The 20,183-nt window shown below is 61.7% G+C and carries 14 protein-coding genes; 8 read left to right on the top strand and 6 right to left on the bottom strand.

What is annotated here, in order from left to right; translation table 11 throughout:
* Nucleotides 1–173: 173 nt before the first annotated feature.
* A complete protein-coding gene (ampC, locus tag AC07W7_RS25850) occupies nt 174–1,316 on the bottom strand; it encodes a class C beta-lactamase (protein ID WP_495040372.1) in 1,143 nt (380 codons plus the stop codon).
* Between the two features lie 132 nt (nt 1,317–1,448).
* Here ampC and AC07W7_RS25855 point away from each other — a divergent pair, with 132 nt between their 5' ends.
* On the top strand, nt 1,449–2,327 hold the full coding sequence (locus AC07W7_RS25855) for a LysR family transcriptional regulator (RefSeq protein WP_495040373.1): 879 nt from the start codon (nt 1,449–1,451) through the stop codon (nt 2,325–2,327).
* Nucleotides 2,328–2,483: 156 nt separating this feature from the next.
* Here the strand turns inward: AC07W7_RS25855 and yghX are convergent, their stop codons facing one another.
* Genes yghX through AC07W7_RS25870 form a run of 3 tightly spaced genes read right to left on the bottom strand, consistent with a single transcriptional unit; the run spans nt 2,484 to nt 4,855 of the window.
* Nucleotides 2,484–3,371, bottom strand: a complete 888-nt coding sequence (gene yghX, locus AC07W7_RS25860; protein ID WP_099168420.1) for a YghX family hydrolase — start codon at nt 3,369–3,371, stop codon at nt 2,484–2,486.
* A 46-nt stretch (nt 3,372–3,417) separates the two neighbouring features.
* Nucleotides 3,418–3,912 (bottom strand): PaaI family thioesterase, encoded by a 495-nt coding sequence (locus AC07W7_RS25865; protein ID WP_495040374.1) that lies wholly within the window; start codon nt 3,910–3,912, stop codon nt 3,418–3,420.
* Between the two features lie 52 nt (nt 3,913–3,964).
* Nucleotides 3,965–4,855, bottom strand: a complete 891-nt coding sequence (locus AC07W7_RS25870) for a DMT family transporter (protein WP_495040375.1) — start codon at nt 4,853–4,855, stop codon at nt 3,965–3,967.
* A gap of 91 nt (nt 4,856–4,946) precedes the next feature.
* On the opposite strand from AC07W7_RS25870, the gene AC07W7_RS25875 reads away from it, so the two are divergent.
* Nucleotides 4,947–6,275 (top strand): aminotransferase-like domain-containing protein, encoded by a 1,329-nt coding sequence (locus AC07W7_RS25875; protein ID WP_076960744.1) that lies wholly within the window; start codon nt 4,947–4,949, stop codon nt 6,273–6,275.
* Nucleotides 6,276–6,349: 74 nt separating this feature from the next.
* On the opposite strand, the gene AC07W7_RS25880 is transcribed toward AC07W7_RS25875, so the two are convergent.
* Nucleotides 6,350–11,335, bottom strand: a complete 4,986-nt coding sequence (locus AC07W7_RS25880) for a glycosyltransferase (protein WP_495040376.1) — start codon at nt 11,333–11,335, stop codon at nt 6,350–6,352.
* Between the two features lie 645 nt (nt 11,336–11,980).
* Between AC07W7_RS25880 and AC07W7_RS25885 the strand changes: the two genes are divergently transcribed.
* From AC07W7_RS25885 to AC07W7_RS25895, 3 genes are read left to right on the top strand one after another with little or no spacing between them, the layout of a single operon-like run.
* A complete protein-coding gene (locus AC07W7_RS25885; RefSeq protein ID WP_197883535.1) occupies nt 11,981–13,390 on the top strand; it encodes an NAD(P)/FAD-dependent oxidoreductase in 1,410 nt (469 codons plus the stop codon).
* Complete coding sequence (locus AC07W7_RS25890; protein ID WP_495040377.1) at nt 13,377–14,639, top strand: NAD(P)/FAD-dependent oxidoreductase; 1,263 nt, start codon at nt 13,377–13,379, stop codon at nt 14,637–14,639. The genes AC07W7_RS25885 and AC07W7_RS25890 overlap by 14 nt, the downstream gene beginning before the upstream one ends.
* A gap of 1 nt (nt 14,640) precedes the next feature.
* Nucleotides 14,641–16,056, top strand: a complete 1,416-nt coding sequence (locus AC07W7_RS25895; RefSeq protein WP_169867216.1) for a glycerol kinase — start codon at nt 14,641–14,643, stop codon at nt 16,054–16,056.
* Between the two features lie 3 nt (nt 16,057–16,059).
* Here AC07W7_RS25895 and AC07W7_RS25900 read toward each other — a convergent pair whose 3' ends face one another.
* On the bottom strand, nt 16,060–16,839 hold the full coding sequence (locus AC07W7_RS25900; protein WP_076960748.1) for a DeoR/GlpR family DNA-binding transcription regulator: 780 nt from the start codon (nt 16,837–16,839) through the stop codon (nt 16,060–16,062).
* A 387-nt stretch (nt 16,840–17,226) separates the two neighbouring features.
* Here AC07W7_RS25900 and eutH point away from each other — a divergent pair, with 387 nt between their 5' ends.
* The 3 genes from eutH (at nt 17,227) to AC07W7_RS25915 (ending at nt 20,095) form a co-directional block, all read left to right on the top strand.
* The gene (eutH, locus tag AC07W7_RS25905; protein WP_495040378.1) at nt 17,227–18,471 is read left to right on the top strand and encodes an ethanolamine utilization protein EutH; all 1,245 of its coding nucleotides are present in this window, start codon (nt 17,227–17,229) and stop codon (nt 18,469–18,471) included.
* 56 nt (nt 18,472–18,527) lie between these two features.
* Complete coding sequence (locus AC07W7_RS25910) at nt 18,528–18,884, top strand: DUF1937 family protein (protein ID WP_197883539.1); 357 nt, start codon at nt 18,528–18,530, stop codon at nt 18,882–18,884.
* 359 nt (nt 18,885–19,243) lie between these two features.
* Nucleotides 19,244–20,095 (top strand): urea carboxylase-associated family protein, encoded by an 852-nt coding sequence (locus tag AC07W7_RS25915; RefSeq protein ID WP_495040379.1) that lies wholly within the window; start codon nt 19,244–19,246, stop codon nt 20,093–20,095.
* The last annotated feature ends 88 nt before the right edge of the window (nt 20,096–20,183 follow it).

Here is a 20,183-nt window from a genome sequence, read left to right on the forward strand (position 1 = left end):
AAACAGAGCCCGTTTCTATTATTGCTTGGCGGAGAAGTCAATTCCTTAACTGACTGGCATTAGGGCTTGCCCGCGATTACGATGTGTCAGCAATAAATTAATTGGCTGACACACCGCCATCGCGGGCAAGCCCGCTCCCACATTGGAACTATGCCGGGTTCAAAAAAGGTGAGCTATTGCTCCATCGCCTGCAAGATTCTATGGGCCGCTTTCACCCGCTCGGCATTGGGGTAGTTCTTGTTTGCCAGGATCACTACGCCGATGCCTCTGCTCGGTACATAAGCGATATAGGCGCCAAAGCCGCCGGTCGAGCCCGTCTTGTTCACCAGGGTATTGGCGCGCAGCGGCTGGGCGGGTGTCAGCCATTTGACCGGGTGCGGCTCCATGGCCATGGGTGTCGAATTGCCGTCGACCAAGGCGTCAACACTCAGCGGGTAGGCGTACATCTCCCAGCCAAGCCCTTGGGTGGTGCCTTCGACCGTGTAATAACCCGTGTGCGTGGCGGCAATCGCCTGTTGTAGCGACTGCTCCAGCGACGTCGGGTGCATGTTCAGCGCCATGTAGCGAGCCAGGTCCGCCGGGCTGGTCTTCACCCCGTAGGCTTCGCTGTCCAACGCCCCTGGGCTGACGCGCACCGGCTTGCCGGCCTTGTCGTAGCCCTGGGCATACAGGCCCATCTGGGCCTTGGGCACCGTGAGATAGGTGTGCTTGAGGCCGAGCTTGGGCAGCAGGGTCTTTTCCATTGCCACGTCGAAAGGTTGCTGCAGGCTGTGCGCCGCCAGATAGCCGAACAAGCCCAGGCTGGGGTTGGAGTATTGGCGCTGGGTGCCGGGGGCGAAAGCGGCTTTCCAGTGCTGGAAGTAGCCGATCATCTGCTGGGCATTGTCCGCCTCGCTGGGGAACTGCAACGGCAGCCCGCCTGCGGTGTAGGTGCCCAGTTGGAGCACGCTGATGTGATCGAACAGGCTGCCGCGCAAGGCTGGCAAGTAGTCGCTGGCTGGTGCAGAGAGCTTGAGCTTGCCGGTGGCCTGGGCATAACCGGCCAGGGTCGCGGCGAAGGTCTTGCTCACCGAACCGATCTCGAACAGGGTGTTTTCGCTGACGGACTGCTGGCTGTCCTTGGCCGCGATACCGTAGTTAAAGTATCGGGCCTTGCCGTCCTGCACGATGGCGACTGCCAGGCCGGGAATGGCCTGTTGCTGCATCAGCGGCTTGACGGTGGCGTCCACCACCTGGCGCAGATTGTCGGCGGCCATGCAGTTGCCGGCGCCGATCAATAGGCTGAGAATCGTGACGTTGCGCACGTGTTGGTACATGATGAGGTCGCTTCCATGAGGATGATCGGGTGTCTCGCGGCCTGCGCAGGCGTGGCCAAGATAGGCAGTTTTCCGGCCCTGGACAACCGATGATATCTCGCACCAGTCATTAGAAAAATTTGGGCTTAAACCATGTTGCGTTCCCATCTGCCCCTTAACGCACTGCGCGCCTTCGAGGCGTCTGCCCGGCATTTGAGTTTTACCCGGGCGGCCATCGAACTGTGTGTGACCCAGGCGGCGATCAGTCACCAGGTCAAGAGCCTGGAGGCCCAACTCAACGTCACCCTGTTCAAGCGCCTGCCCCGTGGCCTGATGCTCACCCGCGAAGGGGAGACGCTGTTGCCGGTGCTGCGCGAGTCCTTCGACCGCATCGCCCAGACCCTCGGCCAGTTCCAGGCCGGGCATTACCGTGAAGTGCTGACGGTGGGGGCCGTGGGCACGTTTGCGGTGGGCTGGCTGCTGCCGCGCCTGGCGGACTTCCAGGCGCGCTCCCCGTTTATCGACTTGCGCCTGTCGACCCATAACAACCGCGTGGATGTGGCGGCCGAGGGCCTGGATTATGCGATCCGCTTTGGCGCTGGCGCCTGGCATGGCACCCACGCCTGTGAGTTGCTGGCGGCACCGCTGACGGTGTTGTGCGTGCCGGCGATTGCCCGCCAGTTGCATGGCCCGGGTGATGTATTGAAACACACGCTGTTGCGCTCTTACCGGGCGGATGAATGGAACCTCTGGTTCCAGGCCGCAGGCTTGCCCGCCGACACCCTGGTGCCGCGCAGTATCGTGTTTGACTCGTCCCTGGCAATGATGGAAGCGGCGTTGCAGGGCAGTGGCGTGGCATTGGCACCGGCGATGATGTTCTCGCGGCAGTTGGCCCAGGACGTGATCCGCCAGCCCTTTGATATCGGCATCAGCACCGGCAGCTACTGGCTGACGCGCCTGCAGTCACGCGCTGAAACCCCGGCAATGCTGGCGTTCAAGCAATGGCTGCTGGAGCAGGTGACGAACCTGTAGGCGCCTGGCTTGCTGGTGACGGTGGCTTCTCGGACGCCATCGCGGGCAAGCCAGCTCCCACATTTGATTTGGGATGCAGCGCAAATGTGTGTCCGACAAAGATCCCCTGTGGGAGCGGGCTTGCCCGCGATGGCGTCCGAGAAGCCACCGCCGCAATTACACGAGGTATTTACGGAACCAGCCCAAGGTACGCTCCCAGGCCAGGTTCGCCGCAGCATCGTCGTAGCGCGGGGTCGAGTCGTTGTGGAAGCCGTGGTTGGCCCCTTTGTAGATATACGCTTCATAGGTCGTGCCAGCGGCCTTCAATGCCGCCTCATAGGCCGGCCAGCCTTCGTTGATCCGCGTGTCCAACTCGCCGAAATGCAACATGATCGGTGCCTTGATCTTCGGTACATCCTTGGCCTCGGGTTGGCGACCATAGAACGACACCGCCGCGCCCAGTTCCGGGTAGGCCACGGCCGCCGCATTGGTCACGCCTGCGCCATAGCAGAAGCCGGTGATGCCCACCTTGCCGGTGCTGGCGTCATGGTTCATCAGCCACTCAATGGCGGCAAAGAAGTCATTCATCAGCTTGGTCGGATCGACGGTCTGTTGCAGTGCCACGCCTTTTTCATCATTGCCGGGATAACCGCCCACCGAGGTCAGGCCATCGGGTGCCAGGGCGATAAACCCGGCCTTGCCCAGGCGCCGCGCGACATCTTCGATATAGGGGTTGAGCCCACGGTTTTCGTGGACCACCACCACCGCCGGGAGCTTGCCGCTGGCCTTTGCCGGACGCACCAGGTAACCACGCACCTGGCCGTTGCCCTTGGGTGAAGGGTAGGTGACGTAGTCGGCAACGATGTCCGGGTCGGTGAACTTCACCTGTTCGGCCAGGGCGTAGTTGGGGCTCAGGGAGGCCAGCAGCGCCGAGGCGGTCAGGCCGCCAAAGGTGAACAGGGCCGCACGGTCGAGAAACTCGCGACGGTTGATCTTGCCGTGGGCATAGCCGTCGTAGAGTTCCAGCAGTTCGGGGGCAAAGTCTTTGGCGGTCAGGCGCGTCATCGTCAGGTTCCTTTTTTCGGCACGTGGCGTTGAATGTAGACCATTCTCAGGCGGGCCGGCCATGGGCCGTCGCCGCCAGTTGCCCGATATCGACGCGCACGAAGATCGAGTCGCCAATCGCCGTCAGCACATCGCCTGCATACACCTCGCAAACCACGCGGCTCTTGCGCCCGACCTCGCCCTCGACCCTGGCGCGCAGGGTCAGTGGCACGCCCATGGGGGTGGGCTTGATGAACTTGATCCCCAGGTTGCCGGTCACGCAGTCGATACGCGGCAACTCACCCGGTTCGCGCTGCTCGGCGCGGTAGTGGTAGGCCATGGCGGTCCAGTTGGAATGGCAATCGACCAGCATGGCGATCAGGCCGCCGTAGACCAGGTCGGGCCAGCCGCAGTACTGGGCGTCGGGCAGGTGCTCGGCGACGATATGCACGCCGTCCGCATCCCAGCGGCTCTTGATCTGCAGCCCATGGGCATTGCCCGGGCCGCAGCCGTAACAGACGCCATCTGGCGCGGTAGTGTCTTGCAGGGAAGGGGTGGGCATCGTGGATCCTTATTGTTCTTGGGCCAATCCACGAGCCTAAAGGCCTACGCCCCTAACGCGCAAACTTCTTCGCTCCGGCCACGCAGGCAATCACCGCGCCAGTCACCGCCAGCATGCCCAGGCTCACCTGTTCATGCAGCAGGCCGGCCGCCAGCGCCAGGCCGAAAAACGGTTGCAGCAATTGCAATTGGCCGACCGCCGCGATGCCGCCCTGGGCCAGCCCGCGGTACCAGAACACAAAGCCGATCAACATGCTGAACAGCGCCACGTAACCCAGGCTCAACCAGGCTGGCAGGCTGATCCCGGTGAAGGAGGCGGGGGCCAGCAGCAAGGTCAACGGCGCCACCACCGGCAGCGATATCACCAGCGCCCAGCAGATCACCTGCCAGCCGCCAAGGCTGCGTGACAGCGTGGCCCCTTCGGCATACCCCAGCCCGCACACCAGCACCGCCAACAGCATCAGCAGGTCACCGGCGGGCGCGGCGCTCAGGCCCTGGGCCAGGGCGTAGCCCATCACCAACAGGCTGCCGAGGCTCGAAAACAGCCAGAACACCGGGCGCGGCCGCTCGCCGCCGCGCAGTACGCCGAACACCGCCGTGGCCAGGGGCAGCAAGCCGATAAACACGATGGAATGGGCCGAAGTCACGTACTGCAAGGCCAGGGCGGTGAGCAGCGGGAAGCCGATCACCACCCCCAGGGCGACAATCAGCAACGGCCCCCACTGGTGGCGCGCCGGGCGTTTTTCCCGGAACAGCCACAACAGGCCCAGGCCCAGCACTGCGGCGATACTGGCCCTGGCCACGGTGAGAAACACCGGTGCAAATTCCAGCACCGCCAGGCGCGTGGCGGGCAACGAGCCGCTGAAAATCAGCACGCCGATCAAGCCATTGATCCAGCCGCTGCGGCTGTGTTCGGGGGTGATCATCCGGGAGGTCTGTTCCATGCAGGGGGTGCTCGTAGGGGGAGGGTTGCGTTGCGGGCATCCTAGGGCTGAAGATTGGGGCAATCAAAAAATTGTCATGGATACATCGCCCATGCCCCGTGCCCGTTACAAGTCGTTGGTGGATACCTTTGCCCGGGATATCCGGGCTGGCACCCTGGTGCCCGGCACCCGCCTGCCCACCCACCGGCAACTGGCAGCCAGCCATGGCCTGGCCCTGGCCACGGCCAGCCGGGTGTATAGCGAGCTGGAGGCCATGGGCCTGGTCAGCGGCGAGACCGGGCGTGGCACCTTTGTGCGGGAAATCGCCCTGGCACCCGGGCAGGGCAGTGGCCAGATGGCGGTGGCGGCGGGCATGCTCGACCTGAATTTCAACTACCCGTCGTTACCGGGCCAGGCCGACCTGCTGCGCACGGCCTTGCGCCAGCTGGCGTTGTCCGGCGACCTGGAAGCGTTGCTGCGTTACCAGCCCCATGCCGGGCGCGCCCATGAACGGGCGGCCATGGCCCGGCATCTGCTGCACCGTGGCTTGAGTGTCGCGGCCGAGCAGGTGTTGATGGTCAGCGGTGCGCAGCACGGCTTGGCGGTGGTGATGATGGCCTTGCTCAAGCCGGGCGATGTGATTGCGGTGGATGCGTTGACCTATTCCGGTTTCAAGGTGCTGGCCGAGACCTTGCACCTGGAAATCGCCGCGATCCCGGTCACACCGACCGGCCCTGATCTTGCGGCGCTGCAACAGTTGTGTCGCCGCCGGCCGGTGCGGGCGCTGTACTGCATGCCGACCTTGCACAATCCGCTGGGTTGGGTGCTGGGCATCGAACAGCGCGAGCAACTGGTGCGCATCGCCCGTGAGCATGAGCTGATCCTGATCGAAGACGCCGCCTACGCCTTCCTCGCCGAGCAGGCGCCGGCACCGCTGGCGCAATTGGCCCCTGAGCGCACAGTGTATGTGGGCGGCCTGTCGAAGAGTGTCGCCACCGGCCTGCGCGTGGGTTTCGTCGCCGCGCCGCTGGCATGGGTGCCGGCGTTGGAGCGCACAATCATGGCCACCGTGTGGAATGCGCCCGGGGTGATGACGGCCATTGCCGCAGGCTGGGTCGACGATGGCACGGTGCTGCAACTGGAGGCGCAAAAGCGCACGGACGCCAAGGCCCGGCAGGCGTTGGCGGCGCAGGTGTTGGCCGGGCTGGATTACATTGCCCATCCCGCGTCGTACTTTTTGTGGCTGCCACTGGGCGAAGAGGCCCGGGCGGATCAGATCACCATGGCGCTGGCGCGCGAGCATATTTCGGTGTCCACGGCCGAGCCGTTTTCGGTGTCAGCGCAGGTGCCCCATGCGATTCGCCTGGCGTTGGGCTCGGTGGAAAAAAACGCCCTGCGTGGGGCGTTGCTGAAGGTGCGATGGGTGGTGGCGGGGTATTGAGGTCTACGCACGGACCGTTGGCCCCGCATCGCAACTGCGATCCGGGGGCCAACGGTGTCACCGCTGCGATTCGCTCAGGCAGTGAGCCACGAATGCTCGGCACCGATCTTGACGTTGAACTGGTGGAAAAGCGGTATGTAGTGCTTCTTCGCTTTCTGAACGTTCAGGCCCAGGAGAGCTGGCGGCGTAATCCCTTTGCTTTCGTAGTATTGACGTAAGTCGGCGTTGACATCCGTGAGTGGCCCGGAGGGGACAAATTTTTTACCGACAAACTCATATTTTTTGGCAAGTTTGTCGAAGCCCAGATCATACATATCAGGTCGTTTTGACTTTAAGACGTCATTAAACAGGTTGGGACCCACTGTCTCGAAGATCTTGCGCTCATAGGTTTCAAATTCAGGGGTGTATTGGATCTGGCCATCGGCGCCCCTGGCGGCCTTGGGCCGATTGGCGGCGAAATAGGCTTTGTTGTCGGCAAATTTTTTGTGCATCTGGGCAGACATTTCTTTAAGCAACGGGTTACCAGGCTGTGTTGCAAAGCTGCTGGTGTTGTAGAACGGTCTGTAACCGGTAAGTTTATGGAGAATCGGCCTGTTGAGGAGGATGTCATTCGACCCCGCCTGCAATATGTCACTGCCGACATCGGCTTGAATGATGTCATCGGTGTCGAGATAGGCCCCCCCGTATTTGTCCATTATCGGATAACGCGCGACGTCCGAGGCAGCCGCCAGGTTTTGCCCTTGTCCTTTGCGAAAGAAGCTGTACATATCACTGTTTTTAAATTGTTTGAAAACCTCGTCGTCATTGAGGTTGGCCACGTTCAGGCCTGGGGCTTTGCGCGCCAGGTCACTTTTGATTTTCTGGAAAACGGCTGGGTTATCCGCATCGACATGCAGGATGGATTTATACCCCGATGCTTTGACTGCATTGTGGGCCATGTTTTCGACCAGATGGGGCGGGATATCTTGACCAGCCCAAAAATAATGAAGTTCTTTGGGGATGGGCTTTAGATCTTTGGGCAGACTTACGTTTGCCGCAGCGGGGACATCAACAAACTGGAATCTGTGGGCGTCGGCTTGCTTGGCTTGTTTAAGTTCTTTGAGCGTTCCCTGCTGCCATTTGCCTTTGCCGCTTCGCCAGAAATACGTATGGCTGCTCCCCTCTACACCCGTCGAGAGGTTGGTGGCTTTCCAGGCACCGACTGAACTGTCGAAGGTGACGCTCTGGTCTACGCCCTTGTAATTGAGGGCAAAGGGGGACTTTGCATGACTGGCCGTTTTGATATCGTCCATCGGCACTACGTAGGTCGTGTCGCCGAGTTTCCACGGCGTTGGCGCATTTCCCGCGCCCCCCGGCAGGCGTGCGGACCTGGAGGTGGGCTCCCATCCGGCAGCGCCCAGGTCCCTGACCGGTATATCGGGCGCGGCGCGGGCGGGATGCCGGATGATACGCTGGCCATCCTTCACCTGAGACTCATAGAGTATCCCGTCGACCTTTACATATTCTTTTTTACTTCGGCCTACATACACATTGCCTTGTAACCCCTTGGTTGACAGTTCGTCCGGCGCTACGTATCTGGATCCATAACCCGCCAGATCGGCGTCCACCGGCCTTATCTCGCCACTGGCCGCTACCCGGCTTGGTTTGAAATCCTTCAGCGGGGGGCCGAAGGCGCGTTTCTTCACGGCATCGTACTGATGCCAATTGCCCTGAAAGAGGACAGCATTGCCCTCGACAATCTCTTGCCCCGCCGTGAACGTACCGCTGGCTGCCAAGCCGTGCTGCTGACTGGCGGCCCGGGTCACATCATCGCTGCCCAGGGATGGCAAACGATTGAGGTCGGTTGACTGGAGAGGGGCTACGGAGAAGTCCTCCAGCGCTTTGCCGAACGCTTGTTGGGTACGCGGATTGAAGGCGTACCACCGTTGTGTGGCCTCGTCGAACTTGGCCAGGATTCCATTGCGCTTTGGGCTGTTGAGTGCCTTGAATGTGCCTTCAGCGATATCGGGTCTTTTTGCCAGTTCAAGCAGGTTGACACTCCGGTAGGAGCCGCGCAGTTGCTTGACCCCCTTATAGGCGGCAATGCCCCCTTGGCGCACGAGGTCATCAATACCGCTCAAGGGGTTTAGCGCACCCACTGCCGCCCGGCCGAGGATCTTCACGCCATGCCCGACCTTGGCCAATGCCGAAGCCCCGGCGGATAAAGCCTTCGCCCCCTTGGCGGCGGCCCCCAGGCCGACCGCGAACCCAAAGATATCGAAGGCCAGGTCGGCGATGCCGCCGGGAACGTCGCCGGCGATGAACTTGGTGATCGCTGACCTGAGCGGGATCAGGTTGAGTACAAACTCTTCGATTTTCTTATAGGTGGGGACTTCAGTATCAAACGTCGTGGCTCCCTGGGCGTACTTTTTCACCTCCGGCAGATCCATGTCCTTGATCACGGCATCCACGATATAGCGGGTCCTGGCACTGCCAAAGCTGTCAGGCGTGCCTTGCGCACCTTGGTGTTCATCCGTGATCCCGGCGGCATACTGCCCCGTAGGCTTGATCACGTCATATAACTTACCCGGGGCAGGGGAAAAGCCGCCGCTTGGACGGGTCTCATCATAAGTCTGGCCCGGGCGCTGGGTGATGGTGCCCTTCGACCGGTCGATTTCATAGGTCATGACGTTGCCGCCGCGCTTGGTCTCAACCAGCAGGGCTCCCGGGGCAACCCGCCGGACACGGTCCTCTTTGTAGTAGTCACTTTCCTTGCGGATGGTGATTTCACCAAACTCGAGATTTTTCCGATCTTCCAGCGGCAGTTTGGAAATAAGGTGTTTGATCTGCGCAGACGTCGTTTTTGTGACGGCGTTGGAGTAATCCGTAAAGGCCTTGTCGAATGGCTCTTGCGGGCCCGGCAGTGTTTGAAGGGTGGCCAGGACATCGTCAATTTTTATTGCCGCCTCTGAAGAGACCCAGGCTGCAGGAGCGCCAGCCGTTTTCGTCGGGATGAGTCCGGCAGTAATCGCGTTAAAAAACTGATTTGTTGTCTCCTTCCATTCATCGGACGAGTCGGGTGCTGCGCGCAGACCTCGGCCATCCCTGTACAGATCCAGGATCGAATAAGGTCCAGGAAAGTGCCTGCTGGAGGGCGTCGAGGTGATGCATTTTTTTTCAAACAGTGCCGGGTCCATGTCCGGCAGGGCTTTTTTCAACTGTTCCAGCGCCATGGCCTTGGCTGATGGCAGATCCCCTATTTGCGTTTCAGCCGCCTCTCTGAGCTCGCTGATTTGCGCATCGAAGGCCTTGCGCACCGCCGTCATGGCCGCGTCGGTCGTTGGAGGGGCCATGCCGTTGGCAACCGCCCAGTGCTTGATGGCTTGGTTCTGGGCGGCATATTCAATGCGCCGTTCGTCATCAGTGATGGGTGCAATGCTGCCTTCGAGCATGACGTGCGCATAACTCATCGCCGCCGTCGCCCCGGGCGCTTTGGCTTCGATGCGGGCCACCGCGGTGGCAAAGCTGACCCAGCTGTGGGTGCCGATGACCACCTGCTCGGGCACACCCTTGACCAGGAATTCCGGGGCCCGGCTGGCGAGCATCAGGTGGGCTTGTACCGATGCAACCGGGGCTGGGGTCTTGCCGGGGACGGTCAGGTGATCGGTCACCTCCTGGAGGACCGTTGATGCGGACTTGCCTTGATTATCAGATGAGAACAATTGATAACCTTCAATATTGGCCCTGTCCCCAGCCTCATTCTTGTTGCTCCCCACACTCAAGGCGGCCAGCAGCCAGTCGGCCGCACTGCCTTTGATGGACCGCGCCTCGAAGGTGGCCTGGAGGGCCTGGCCCAGCGCCTCGCCCCTGGGCGACTTGAGCAAGCTGTCGATCAACGGTCGCGGGTTACGCTGTTCCTCAGGCGTGAGGGGGCGGTTGTTCAGGAGATACGCCAGGACGCTGTCAAACGGGCCCAACGCGATATCGCCGACTTTACCTGTGCGCAGGTCTTGCCTGAGCTGTTCCTGGCTGCCCGGGTCAAGGGGGACGGGCCAGGACAGAGCGCCGCCCAGGTTGCCATGGGCGGGAGCCTTGAGCTGCGCAGTGGAGAGGGCGGTGGCCAGGTTCAGCAGTTGTTCGTCAGTACTGGGGATATCCCAGCCATGGTCCTCCAGCAATTGCAGCAGGCTGACAGTGCCCGATTGGCCAGTGTTGTCTGGCTGGTAGGTACTGTCGACGTCCAGATCGATCCTGGTCCTTTTCAATTCATCCTTGATGTGCCCCACATCCTCGCTGTCCGTTTTTACTGCGCTTGCCAGATGACGCAGGCTGGCGCTGGCGTTGTGCCGGTTGTAAATATCGCCCACCGCGGCTCTCTGGTTCTGGAGTTCGCCTTCGCTGCGCGCTTTGATCAAACCGGCAGAGGTGTTCGGGTCAAGTTTTGTAAAGCCCTGGTTTCGGTCGATTTGCGCAGCCTGCTGGTGCAGCGCAGGGCCTCTAAGGCCCCGGGGTTCTGTATAAAAGCCCCCGACCACCTCATACGGAACCGGCTCGTCGAGATCGGTGGCTGGCGGGGTGAAGGTCATATCGGCGTTACCCGCAGCAATGACTTGCCCGGCCTGGAGGACAGGCACGCTGATCGCAGCCCAGTGAGGGTCGTCTTGCCCGATAGTGTGGCGCTTCTGTGTGGGATCAAGGTGGTGCTGGAGCGTAAAAGAGAGGCTGCCGGATGCCGGATTGAGTTTGAACGACTGGGTATTGATGCCTTTGTCTTTAATCCATTGCCGGACTTCTGGCGATTTGAAGGCGTGCCGCAACTGCTCCCACCATTGGCCGAATGTGGAGTCGGGGGGGATAGGGCTGATAGTGACAGGGGTCTCTTGCCGGGCGGCCTGGAGCAGGGCCGAGTGATACGCCATGGCCAACGTGTGATCGCCTTTTTCGCGGGCGCTTTGGGCCGGCTCGGCTGGCGCCGTGGCAGGGGCGTCGCGGGTTTGTCGCGAAAGCGTTTGCAGCGGTGGCGTGTTGAGTGGGGGCAGCGGTTGGCGTTGCGCGCTATGGAGATGGGCAATAGTGTGCATAAAGTCTGTCACCTGAAGGTTCAAGAATGGGCCCGGGTGCGAACAGCTACCGTGGCGTTAGCCTTGTGTAGCGCTTTCCCTCAAGTTGATTCCCTTGCTTTGGCCGTTGGTGATTTACCTCATATGTCGGCTAGCCGGCCTGGGCCGGCCCTTTCGACGTCTTTATCCAGGAGGGCGAAGAAAGACGGCTCCACGTCGTCAATAAGCGGTTTTTATGTGGTTAATGTTTGATATCGGTCAATTTTGTTTGGTTTTATGACTGAGCGGCGCCGGTTAAGCGCAACATGGCCTTAAAAATTGGGGTGGGCTAGGTCTAAGTGTGTTTAAAAGTAACGTAGTTATAAGTATTTGTGTATTCTAGTAGCTATTTTTATGCCTGTTGCCAAATTCACAGTAACGTCTTTTTGACAGAATCCGCTTTGTGCGCAACGGACCGGTCAATCTTTCCACGTTATGTTTAAAGCCTGGGTGCCAATAAATATTAGGCATCTGCATGGCTACAGCGGTGTGTCCTGCCGCCGCCCCCTTGAGGCGTGAGTGAACTGCCATGGTCAATCGGTCATTCCAACCCCGATTCGGTCAGTGGCATATGCCCTGCACCCACCCATGGCAATACAGGCGCTCACTTCACCCATAGGCTTGATCATGACAAAACCCTTCCCGAATCAGAGCGGTATCTACGACGTCATCGTTGTGGGCGGTGGCGTGGTGGGGTGCGCGATGGTCCGGCGCTTTACCCTGGAGGGGGCGCGGGTGCTGTTGCTGGAAAAAAGCCCGGATATCCTGTCTGGGGCGAGCAAAGGCAACAGCGCGATCCTGCACACCGGTTTCGATGCGCCCACCGGCAGCCTGGAGCTGCAGTGCATGAAGGATGGCTACCAGGAGTACCTGCAGATTCATCAGCAGATGGCACTGCCGCTGCTCAAGACCGGCGCGATGGTGGTGGCCTGGACCGACGAGGACCTGGGCAAGCTGCAAGGCATCGTCGAGCAGGCGCACGCCAACGGGGTGGCCGATGTCAGCCTGATCGGCCGCGAGCGGGTGCGCGCCCTGGAGCCGAACCTGGCCCACACCGCCCTGGGCGCGGTCGAGGTGCCCGGCGAGTTCCTGATCGACCCGTGGTCGGCGCCCCTGGGCTACCTGCTCCAGGCGCTGATGCATGGGGCGCAGGTGCGCTTCAATACCGAGGTCAACGGCGGGTATTTCGATGGCGAACTCTGGGCCCTGGAGACCACCAACGGGTTTATCCGTGGTCGTACGATCATCAACTGCGCCGGGTTGTTCGGTGATGTGCTGGAGCAACAGTTGCTGGGCGCCTCGAGCTTCTCCATTCACCCGCGCAAAGGTCAGTTCGTGGTGTTCGACAAGGCCGCTGCACGCTATCTGGGCAATATCATCCTGCCGGTGCCCAATGAACGCACCAAGGGCATCGTGCTGACCCGCACGGTGTACGGCAACCTGCTGGTGGGGCCGACCGCCGAAGAACAGGACGACCGCCTGCACGCAAGGCTCGACAGCGACGTGCTGCGCCAACTGGTGGACGCTGCCGTCGAACGGATTCCTGCGCTCGACGGCATGCCGGTCACCGCCACCTATGCCGCGCTGCGCCCGGCCACGGAGAAGAAGGAGTACCGGGTGCAGCGGGTCGAAGGCAAGAACTGGATCAGCGTCGGCGGCATCCGCTCCACCGGCCTGACGGCGGCGCTGGGCATTGCCCGGCACGTGTTCAGCCTCTATCAGCGCGAGCACACGCCGGTCCCTGAGCCCAGCCTGCAATGGCCCACGCTGCCCAACCTCGCCGAACATTTGCCGCGCGATTACCAGCGCCCGGGCTACGGCGAAATCGTCTGCCACTGTGAAATGGTGACCCAGCGGGAAATCCAGAATGCCTTGGCCAGCGCATTGCCGCCCGGCGACCTCGGCGGCTTGAAGCGCCGCACGCGGGCCTGCATGGGGCGCTGCCAGGGGTTTTATTGTGGGGCGCGGGTGGCTGAGCTGAGCGCGGGTCATCTGGCGGTTCCCCTTGCAACAGGTGTTTGTCATGCAGCCCATTGAAGTCGAAAACATTGATGTCGCGATTATTGGTGGCGGGCCGTCGGGGCTGTCGGCGGCGATCACCTTGCGCAAGCTGGGCGTTGGCACGGTGGTGGTGATCGAGCGTGAGCCCGAGGCGGGTGGGATCCCACGCCATTGTGGGCACCCGCCCTTTGGGTTGCGCGAATACGGCCGGGTCTACACGGGGCCGGCGTATGCGCGCAAAAACGTCGCGCAGGCGTTGAAGGCCGGGGTGCAGATCCGCGTCAAGCACGCGGTGACGCAGATGGGCCCGGGCGGGCGCCTGGAGGTGGTCAGCCCGGAGGGCGCCCAGGTGATCCAGGCGCGGCGGGTGCTGATCGCCACCGGGGCCCGGGAAACACCGCGCTCGGCGCGCCTGCTGGGCGGCGATCGCCCGCTGGGGGTGATCAATACCGGCGCGTTCCAGTCCTACCTGTACCTGGAGCACCTCAAGCCCTTTGAACGCCCGTTGATCGTCGGCACCGAGCTGGTCAGCCTGTCGGCGGTCATGAGTTGCCGGCGTGCCGGGATCCGGCCGGTGGCGATGATCGAGGCCAACCCGCGGGCCACGGCGCGTTGGCCGCTGTCGCTGTACCCACGACTATGTGGCGTGCCGATGCATTTTGGCGCGCAGCTCCTGGAAATCCATGGCACCGGGCGGGTGGAGGGCGCGACGGTGCGCCTGGCCGATGGGCAGACGCAGACTTTCGATTGTGACGGCGTGCTGCTCACCGGCCAGTTCATCCCGGAATCGAGCCTGGTGCGCTTGAGCGAGTTGCGCCTGGACCCGAACAGTGGCGGCCCGCATATCGATCAATACGGGCGTTGTTCCGATCCTGTGTACTTTGCGGCGGGGAATCTGCTGCGTCCCGTCGAGACGGCAGGTTGGTCGTTTCGCGAAGGCCATAAGATCGCTACGATGATCGCCCGCGACCTGCTGGGGCAATTGCCGCCTGCCGCGCCGGGCATCGAGATTGCCTGCAAGGGCGACGTGAAGCTCTGCGTGCCGCAACGCCTGAACCCGTCTACTGTGGCAGGTCTGCAACACCTGCAATTGCGGGTCAGCCGTTGGGTGAAAGGCCGTCTGGTGGTACGGGCCGATGGCGAGGAAATCTGGGCGCGCGCCGGCAGTTCGCTGCCCGAGCGGCGGATATTGATACCCATCGCCAGCCTGAACCTGCCCCAGGGCGTACAGCAACTGGAAGTCGACTTTGTCGGCCAAGAACAAGACCTGCCGAGGAGTCTTTAACATGCGGATTGCCGCGCTCGATCAAGGCACCACCAGCACCCGTGTGTTGGTGGTGAGTGACAATGGGTCAGCTGATATCCAGCTTTCGCTGCGCCATCAGCAACACCATCCCCATCCCGGTTGGGTGGAGCACGATCCACTGGAATTGCTCAATAACCTGCAGCGCTGCCTGGAGGCCACCGGCCATGTGGACGCCATCGGCCTTGCCAACCAGGGCGAGAGTTGCCTGGCGTGGGATGCCCAGACCGGCGAGCCGTTGTCCCCGGTGATCGTCTGGCAGGACAATCGCACGTCGGCCGAGATCGCCCAGTTGCGCGGCGACGGCGGCGAAGCCCTGACCCTGGAGCTTGCCGGGTTGCCCCTGGACCCGTATTTTTCGGCGAGCAAGCTGGCCTGGATCGTGCGCAACCTGCCGGCCGCACAGAGCGCATTGCGCGCCGGGCGGCTGCGCCTGGGCACCACCGATGCGTACTTTCTCGACCGCCTGACCGGGGTCTTTGCCACCGATGTCACCACCGCGTCACGCACCTCGCTGATGAACCTGGCGACCGGGCAGTGGGACAGCCAGCTCTGCGAGCTGTTTGGCGTACCGATGGAAACCCTGCCGGAAATCCGCGACACCGTCGGGTACTTTGGCGAGATCGGCGCCACACCGATCACCGCCTCGATTGTCGACCAGCAAGCCTCGCTCTACGGCCATGGTTGCCGCAATGAGGGCGACGCCAAGATCACCTACGGCACCGGGGCGTTTGCCCTGACCTTGACCGGCGAGCAGATCATCCGCGCCCCGGAAAAAGGCCTGCTGGCAACCATTGCCTGGCAGATCGAGGGCAAACCCACTTACGCCATGGACGGTGGCGTCTACGATGCCAGCGCGGCGGTGGAGTGGGCCGGGCGGCTTGGCTTGTTCAGCGATTTTTCGGAACTGGCGGCGTTCGACGAACCCCCGGCCATTGGTCGCCAACTGGCGTTTGTGCCGGCGCTGTCCGGGCTGGCCTGCCCCCATTGGGACCGCAGCGCGGCGGCCCTGTGGGTTGGCATGAATGGCGGCACCACGCGCCAGGATATGTGCCAGGCGGTGCTCGAAGGCGTGGCGTTGCGCAGTGTGGAAGTGATCACGGCCATGGACGGGTTTCTCAGCGTCACCGATCACCTGTCCATCGATGGCGGCCTGGCGCGCAGCCCGTATTTCGCGCAGTTCCTCGCCGATGCCCTGCAGCGTTGCATCGTGACCCAGCGCTTTGATGAATTGACCGCGTTCGGCTGCGCAGCGCTGGCGGCCAAAGGCCTGGGCGTGGCCCTCAAGCCACCGCGTAACACCAGCACCAGCTTTCACCCGAAAGTCAGTGCCGCGCAGGCCCAGCAGTGGCAGGCCACGTTCAGCGAAGCGGTGACGCGTTGCCGCGACTGGCGCTGACGGTTACCACTCGGGCCGGGTCAGGGCGGGGGCTTCCAGGACTTCAACCTGGGCCTCGGCCAGAGCCTTGGCCAGTTCGCCCAGGGGTTTGCGGTCGATGATCAGGCGGTCGATGCGCTGCAACGGGAACACCTGGAACAGCGCGTGCTTGCCCATCTTCGAGGAGTCGGCAATCACCGTGAGGTAGCGTGTACGGGCAATCATGGCGCGGGTGATTTCCGCCTCTTCGATGGAGAAGTCGAAGGCGCCGTCGCTGTTCAGGGCACCAATGGTGACCACGGCATGCTCGGCGTTGAAGCGGGCGATCTGCTCCATGGCCAGGGCGCCGATATTCTGTTCCGATTCGGGGCGGTATTCGCCGCCGATCATGAACACGCGATTACCGCTGGCGCCAATGGCGGCAGCGATCAACAAGGAGTTGGTGATCACCGTGATGCGGTTGAGCCTGGCCAGTTCACGGGCAAAGAACAGGGTGGTGGTGCCGGTATCGATCAGCAGGCTGTCGCCCGGCGCATAGAGCCCGGCGGCGAAGCGCGCCACTGCACGTTTTTGCGCAGAGAACTCATTCATCCGGGTCTGGAAGGCGTTCTCGTGCTCACCGCTGGGGGGCAGCGAGGCACCGCCATGGAACTTGGTGACCTGGCCGTCTTCGGCCAGGGCCGTGAGGTCGCGGCGAATGGTCTCTTGCGAAGTACCGAGGGTGCGTGCCAACTCGTCGACCGAGATGCGTTCACGCTGGCGTAGCAGTTCAAGGATATGTTGGCGTCGTTCATTGGGGCGCATGGGCAATCATCCTCTCAATGCTACGTGAGTGCGCCACCGGTGCGCAGCGCTGTTACCGAGGCACTCAAATGATGCCGCAGCAGTGCGTGTTGGGGCGCTTGAGCGCCAGCGCAGGTGGCGTGAACTTGGTATTGGCGTTTGTCGTTCACGGCCATAGAGTGCGCAGCCTTGAACGGTGTGGCTAGAGATTACGCAATAGAATTGACCGATTCCACTGTGTTTAACCGGCAAAACCACATAAAACACACGATTGGCATGGGAAGTGGTTAGTAATAGGGTGTGAAAGCGCCGCAAATGGGGCTGTAAAACGCGTTTGGCCAATGGAGCGACCGAACTGGGGCGTACTCCTACAACAACAATTGATTCAGTACAGATGGAGCGAAAGCAATGGCGGAATTCGGCAACTACGTTATTTACCTGATCATGATCGGCGCGGTGGTTGGCGCGTTTGCATCCGTGATCAAGCCGGACAGCGGCCTGGGCAAGGAGTTTGTCAACGGTATCCACTCCATTGGCCCGGTGTTCCTGGCGCAGGCGGGGATCATGGTGGCGATCCCGTACCTGTCCAAATTCATCGAGGTCGCCCTGGGGCCGTACTTCGGCGCGATGGGGTCGGACGTGTCGATTGCGGCGCTGTCGATCATCGCCGTGGACATGGGCGGCTACCAGCTTGCCGATGCCCTGGCGGCGAACCGCGACATGTGGATCACCGCCATGATCGTCGGCTACACCTCTGGCGCGACCATTGTCTACCTGATCCCGGTCGGCCTGATGATGCTCGAACGCAAGGACCACAAGTACCTGGCGTTGGGGGCCATGGCCGGTTTGATCAGCATCCCGTTTGCGGTGCTGGCGTCGCTGATGATGATCACCGCCTTCAACCTGCCGGTGCGCGACATTGTGTCCACCACTTCGCCGGCCCTGCATTACCTGAGCCTGGGTTTTGTCGATTGCGTGCGCTTGCTCGCGCCACTGTTTGTGTTCTGCTTCCTGCTGGCTGCCGGCCTGCGCTACCGGGCGGCGTGGATGGTGGCCGGGTTCCTGGTGTTCGGTAAATTGATGGATGCCTTTATCAAGATCGTCCTGGCGCTGGCCATCGTCGAGCACTTCACCGGGTTCTTCATGAAAAACTTCGGGGTGTGGGGCTTCGACCCGATGTTCGCCGACGAGAAGGAGCTGTTCCGCGCCATCGAGATTGCCGGCTATATCGGCATCATGCTCGCCGGTACGTTCCCGATCTGCTACCTGTTCAACCGCTACTGCAAGAAACCCATGGAAGTGCTGGGCAGGCACATCGGGCTGTCGGCCGATGGCGCGGCGGCATTTATCATGGTGTTTGCCAACATCATCGCGGTCTACCACCTGTTCAAGAAGATGAATGCCCGGGACAAGGTCCTGTGCGTGGCCCTGGGTGTCTGTGCCCAAGCCACCATTGGCGATCACCTGGCCTTTACCGCGAACTTCCAACCGACGCTGATCATGCCGATCCTGCTGGCCAAGCTGTTTGGCGGCCTGCTTGCGGTGGCGATTGCGATCAAGATCTCCGTGCCTGCCGCCCAGCGTTACGAAGCGCAGGAACGCGAGCGCGAAGAGGCCGACACCCCCGGTGTGACCGCTGCCCAGGCGGTATGACGGCAACTGTTTAATCACCGCAAGGGCGCGTGCCCTTGCATTGCCCTGAGGTAACAATGAGAAAGATCTTTCTGGCCTGCCCCTACAGCCACGCCGATGCGAACGTCACCCACGAGCGCTTTATCCGGTGCAACCAGGTGGCCGCCACGATCATCGCGTCGGGTCATGCCGTGTTCAGCCAGGTGTCCATGTCGCACCCGATCAACCTGGCCTTTGAAGGCAAGGACAGCGCAACCATCGGCAAGCTGTGGGCACCGGTGGATGCGTTGTTCATGGACATGATGGAAGAATTGATCATCCTCGATCTGCCGGGCTGGGACTTGAGTTCGGGGATCAAGCGTGAGATTGAATTCTTCAAGAATCGCGGGCAGAAGGTCAGCCTGTGGTCGCAGGTTTCTGGCGAGTTCAGCTAACAACGCAGATCCCCTTGTGGGAGCGGGCTTGCCCTAATGCCAGTCAGTTAAGCCTTTTTGTAGGAGCGAGCTTGCTCGCGAAGAACTTGAGAGCGCCGCGTTTACCTAGCAAACACGCGTTATCGTTGACGTCCTTCGCGAGCAAGCTCGCTCCTACAGAAAGCAGAATCCGCTTAACTGACTGGCATTAGGGCTTGCCCGCGATAGCAGTGTGTCAGGTTAAAACTAATTGACTGACACACCGCCATCGCGGGCAAGCCCGCTCCCACAAAAGCCCTCCCACTTCGGGTTGTGTGCATGGCGCACGCCACATGCCACGTTGTATGGTCTTGCAAAACCCTGCCACGGAGCACCCCGCCATGTACAAGGACTATCCCGCCGCCTACCAAGTCAGCAAGGGTGCCGCCTTGCAGGTCGACCAGGCGTTTTACGATCGCGTGCGCAAGTCCGTGGCCGGGCGCACCCTGGTCGAGCAGTTTGAAGTGCCGATCCGCACCGGCCGCGCCTGGAAAGTGCCGGCAGGCCATGTGTTCCGTGTGACCACCCCGGTGGGCCCGCAGGTTGGTGACTTCAACGTCTGGAATGCCAATGATCCACGCGAGCGCCTGTGGGCGGCCCGGACCCGGCAGTTGCAAGGCGCCCATGTCAGCACCTATGACCGTTTGTGGTCGAACCTGCCGTTCCTGCGGCCCATGGTGACCATCACCGATGACAGCCTGGCCGGCTACGGCATCGACGAGCACGGCGGGCGCCTGCATGACTTGTTGGGCACGCGCTGCGACCCTTACGTGAACAAGATGCTCACCGGCGAGGACTTCCACCACCATTGCCACTCCAACCTGACCCGCGCCGTATTGCCCCACGGCCTGACCGAGTTTGATGTGCACGATGTGTTGAATATCTTCCAATGCGCCGGCCTGAATCACGACGACCTGTATTTCATGAAGGCGTGCCCGGCCAGGCAGGGCGATTATCTGGAGTTCTTTGCCGAGATCGACTTGCTGTGCGCCTTGTCTACCTGCCCGGGCGGCGATCTGTCGTTGCCGATGTGGGGCCCGGATGCCGAGGACCCGCTGACGGTGTGCCGCCCGTTGGGCGTAGAAATCTACCGGCTCGACGAGGCGCTGCTGCAGGGTTGGGAATCGCCTGCGCGCGCGGCGTACAACGGCAATCATGGCTTGCTGATGCCCAAGGCGGCGTGGGAAAAATAATCCCGTGGGAATGAACGCGGTATTGCCTATGGGGGAACGTGGCAGCAGTAGAGGCTGTACAAGCGTCAGGTCCGAACACTAAAATGAG

The organism is Pseudomonas sp. GW821-FHT01D09 (genome assembly GCF_059422465.1).

What these genes read in the sequence shown, in the direction of transcription:
- AC07W7_RS25885 (WP_197883535.1), top strand. Translation starts at nt 11,981, where the DNA reads ATGACAAAACCCTTCCCGAATCAGAGCGGTATCTACGACGTCATCGTT.
- yghX (WP_099168420.1), bottom strand. Translation starts at nt 3,371, where the DNA reads ATGACGCGCCTGACCGCCAAAGACTTTGCCCCCGAACTGCTGGAACTC.
- AC07W7_RS25910 (WP_197883539.1), top strand. Translation starts at nt 18,528, where the DNA reads ATGAGAAAGATCTTTCTGGCCTGCCCCTACAGCCACGCCGATGCGAAC.
- AC07W7_RS25870 (WP_495040375.1), bottom strand. Translation starts at nt 4,855, where the DNA reads ATGGAACAGACCTCCCGGATGATCACCCCCGAACACAGCCGCAGCGGC.
- AC07W7_RS25855 (WP_495040373.1), top strand. Translation starts at nt 1,449, where the DNA reads ATGTTGCGTTCCCATCTGCCCCTTAACGCACTGCGCGCCTTCGAGGCG.
- AC07W7_RS25900 (WP_076960748.1), bottom strand. Translation starts at nt 16,839, where the DNA reads ATGCGCCCCAATGAACGACGCCAACATATCCTTGAACTGCTACGCCAG.
- AC07W7_RS25890 (WP_495040377.1), top strand. Translation starts at nt 13,377, where the DNA reads ATGCAGCCCATTGAAGTCGAAAACATTGATGTCGCGATTATTGGTGGC.
- AC07W7_RS25880 (WP_495040376.1), bottom strand. Translation starts at nt 11,335, where the DNA reads ATGCACACTATTGCCCATCTCCATAGCGCGCAACGCCAACCGCTGCCC.
- AC07W7_RS25915 (WP_495040379.1), top strand. Translation starts at nt 19,244, where the DNA reads ATGTACAAGGACTATCCCGCCGCCTACCAAGTCAGCAAGGGTGCCGCC.
- AC07W7_RS25875 (WP_076960744.1), top strand. Translation starts at nt 4,947, where the DNA reads ATGCCCCGTGCCCGTTACAAGTCGTTGGTGGATACCTTTGCCCGGGAT.
- AC07W7_RS25895 (WP_169867216.1), top strand. Translation starts at nt 14,641, where the DNA reads ATGCGGATTGCCGCGCTCGATCAAGGCACCACCAGCACCCGTGTGTTG.
- eutH (WP_495040378.1), top strand. Translation starts at nt 17,227, where the DNA reads ATGGCGGAATTCGGCAACTACGTTATTTACCTGATCATGATCGGCGCG.
- ampC (WP_495040372.1), bottom strand. Translation starts at nt 1,316, where the DNA reads ATGTACCAACACGTGCGCAACGTCACGATTCTCAGCCTATTGATCGGC.
- AC07W7_RS25865 (WP_495040374.1), bottom strand. Translation starts at nt 3,912, where the DNA reads ATGCCCACCCCTTCCCTGCAAGACACTACCGCGCCAGATGGCGTCTGT.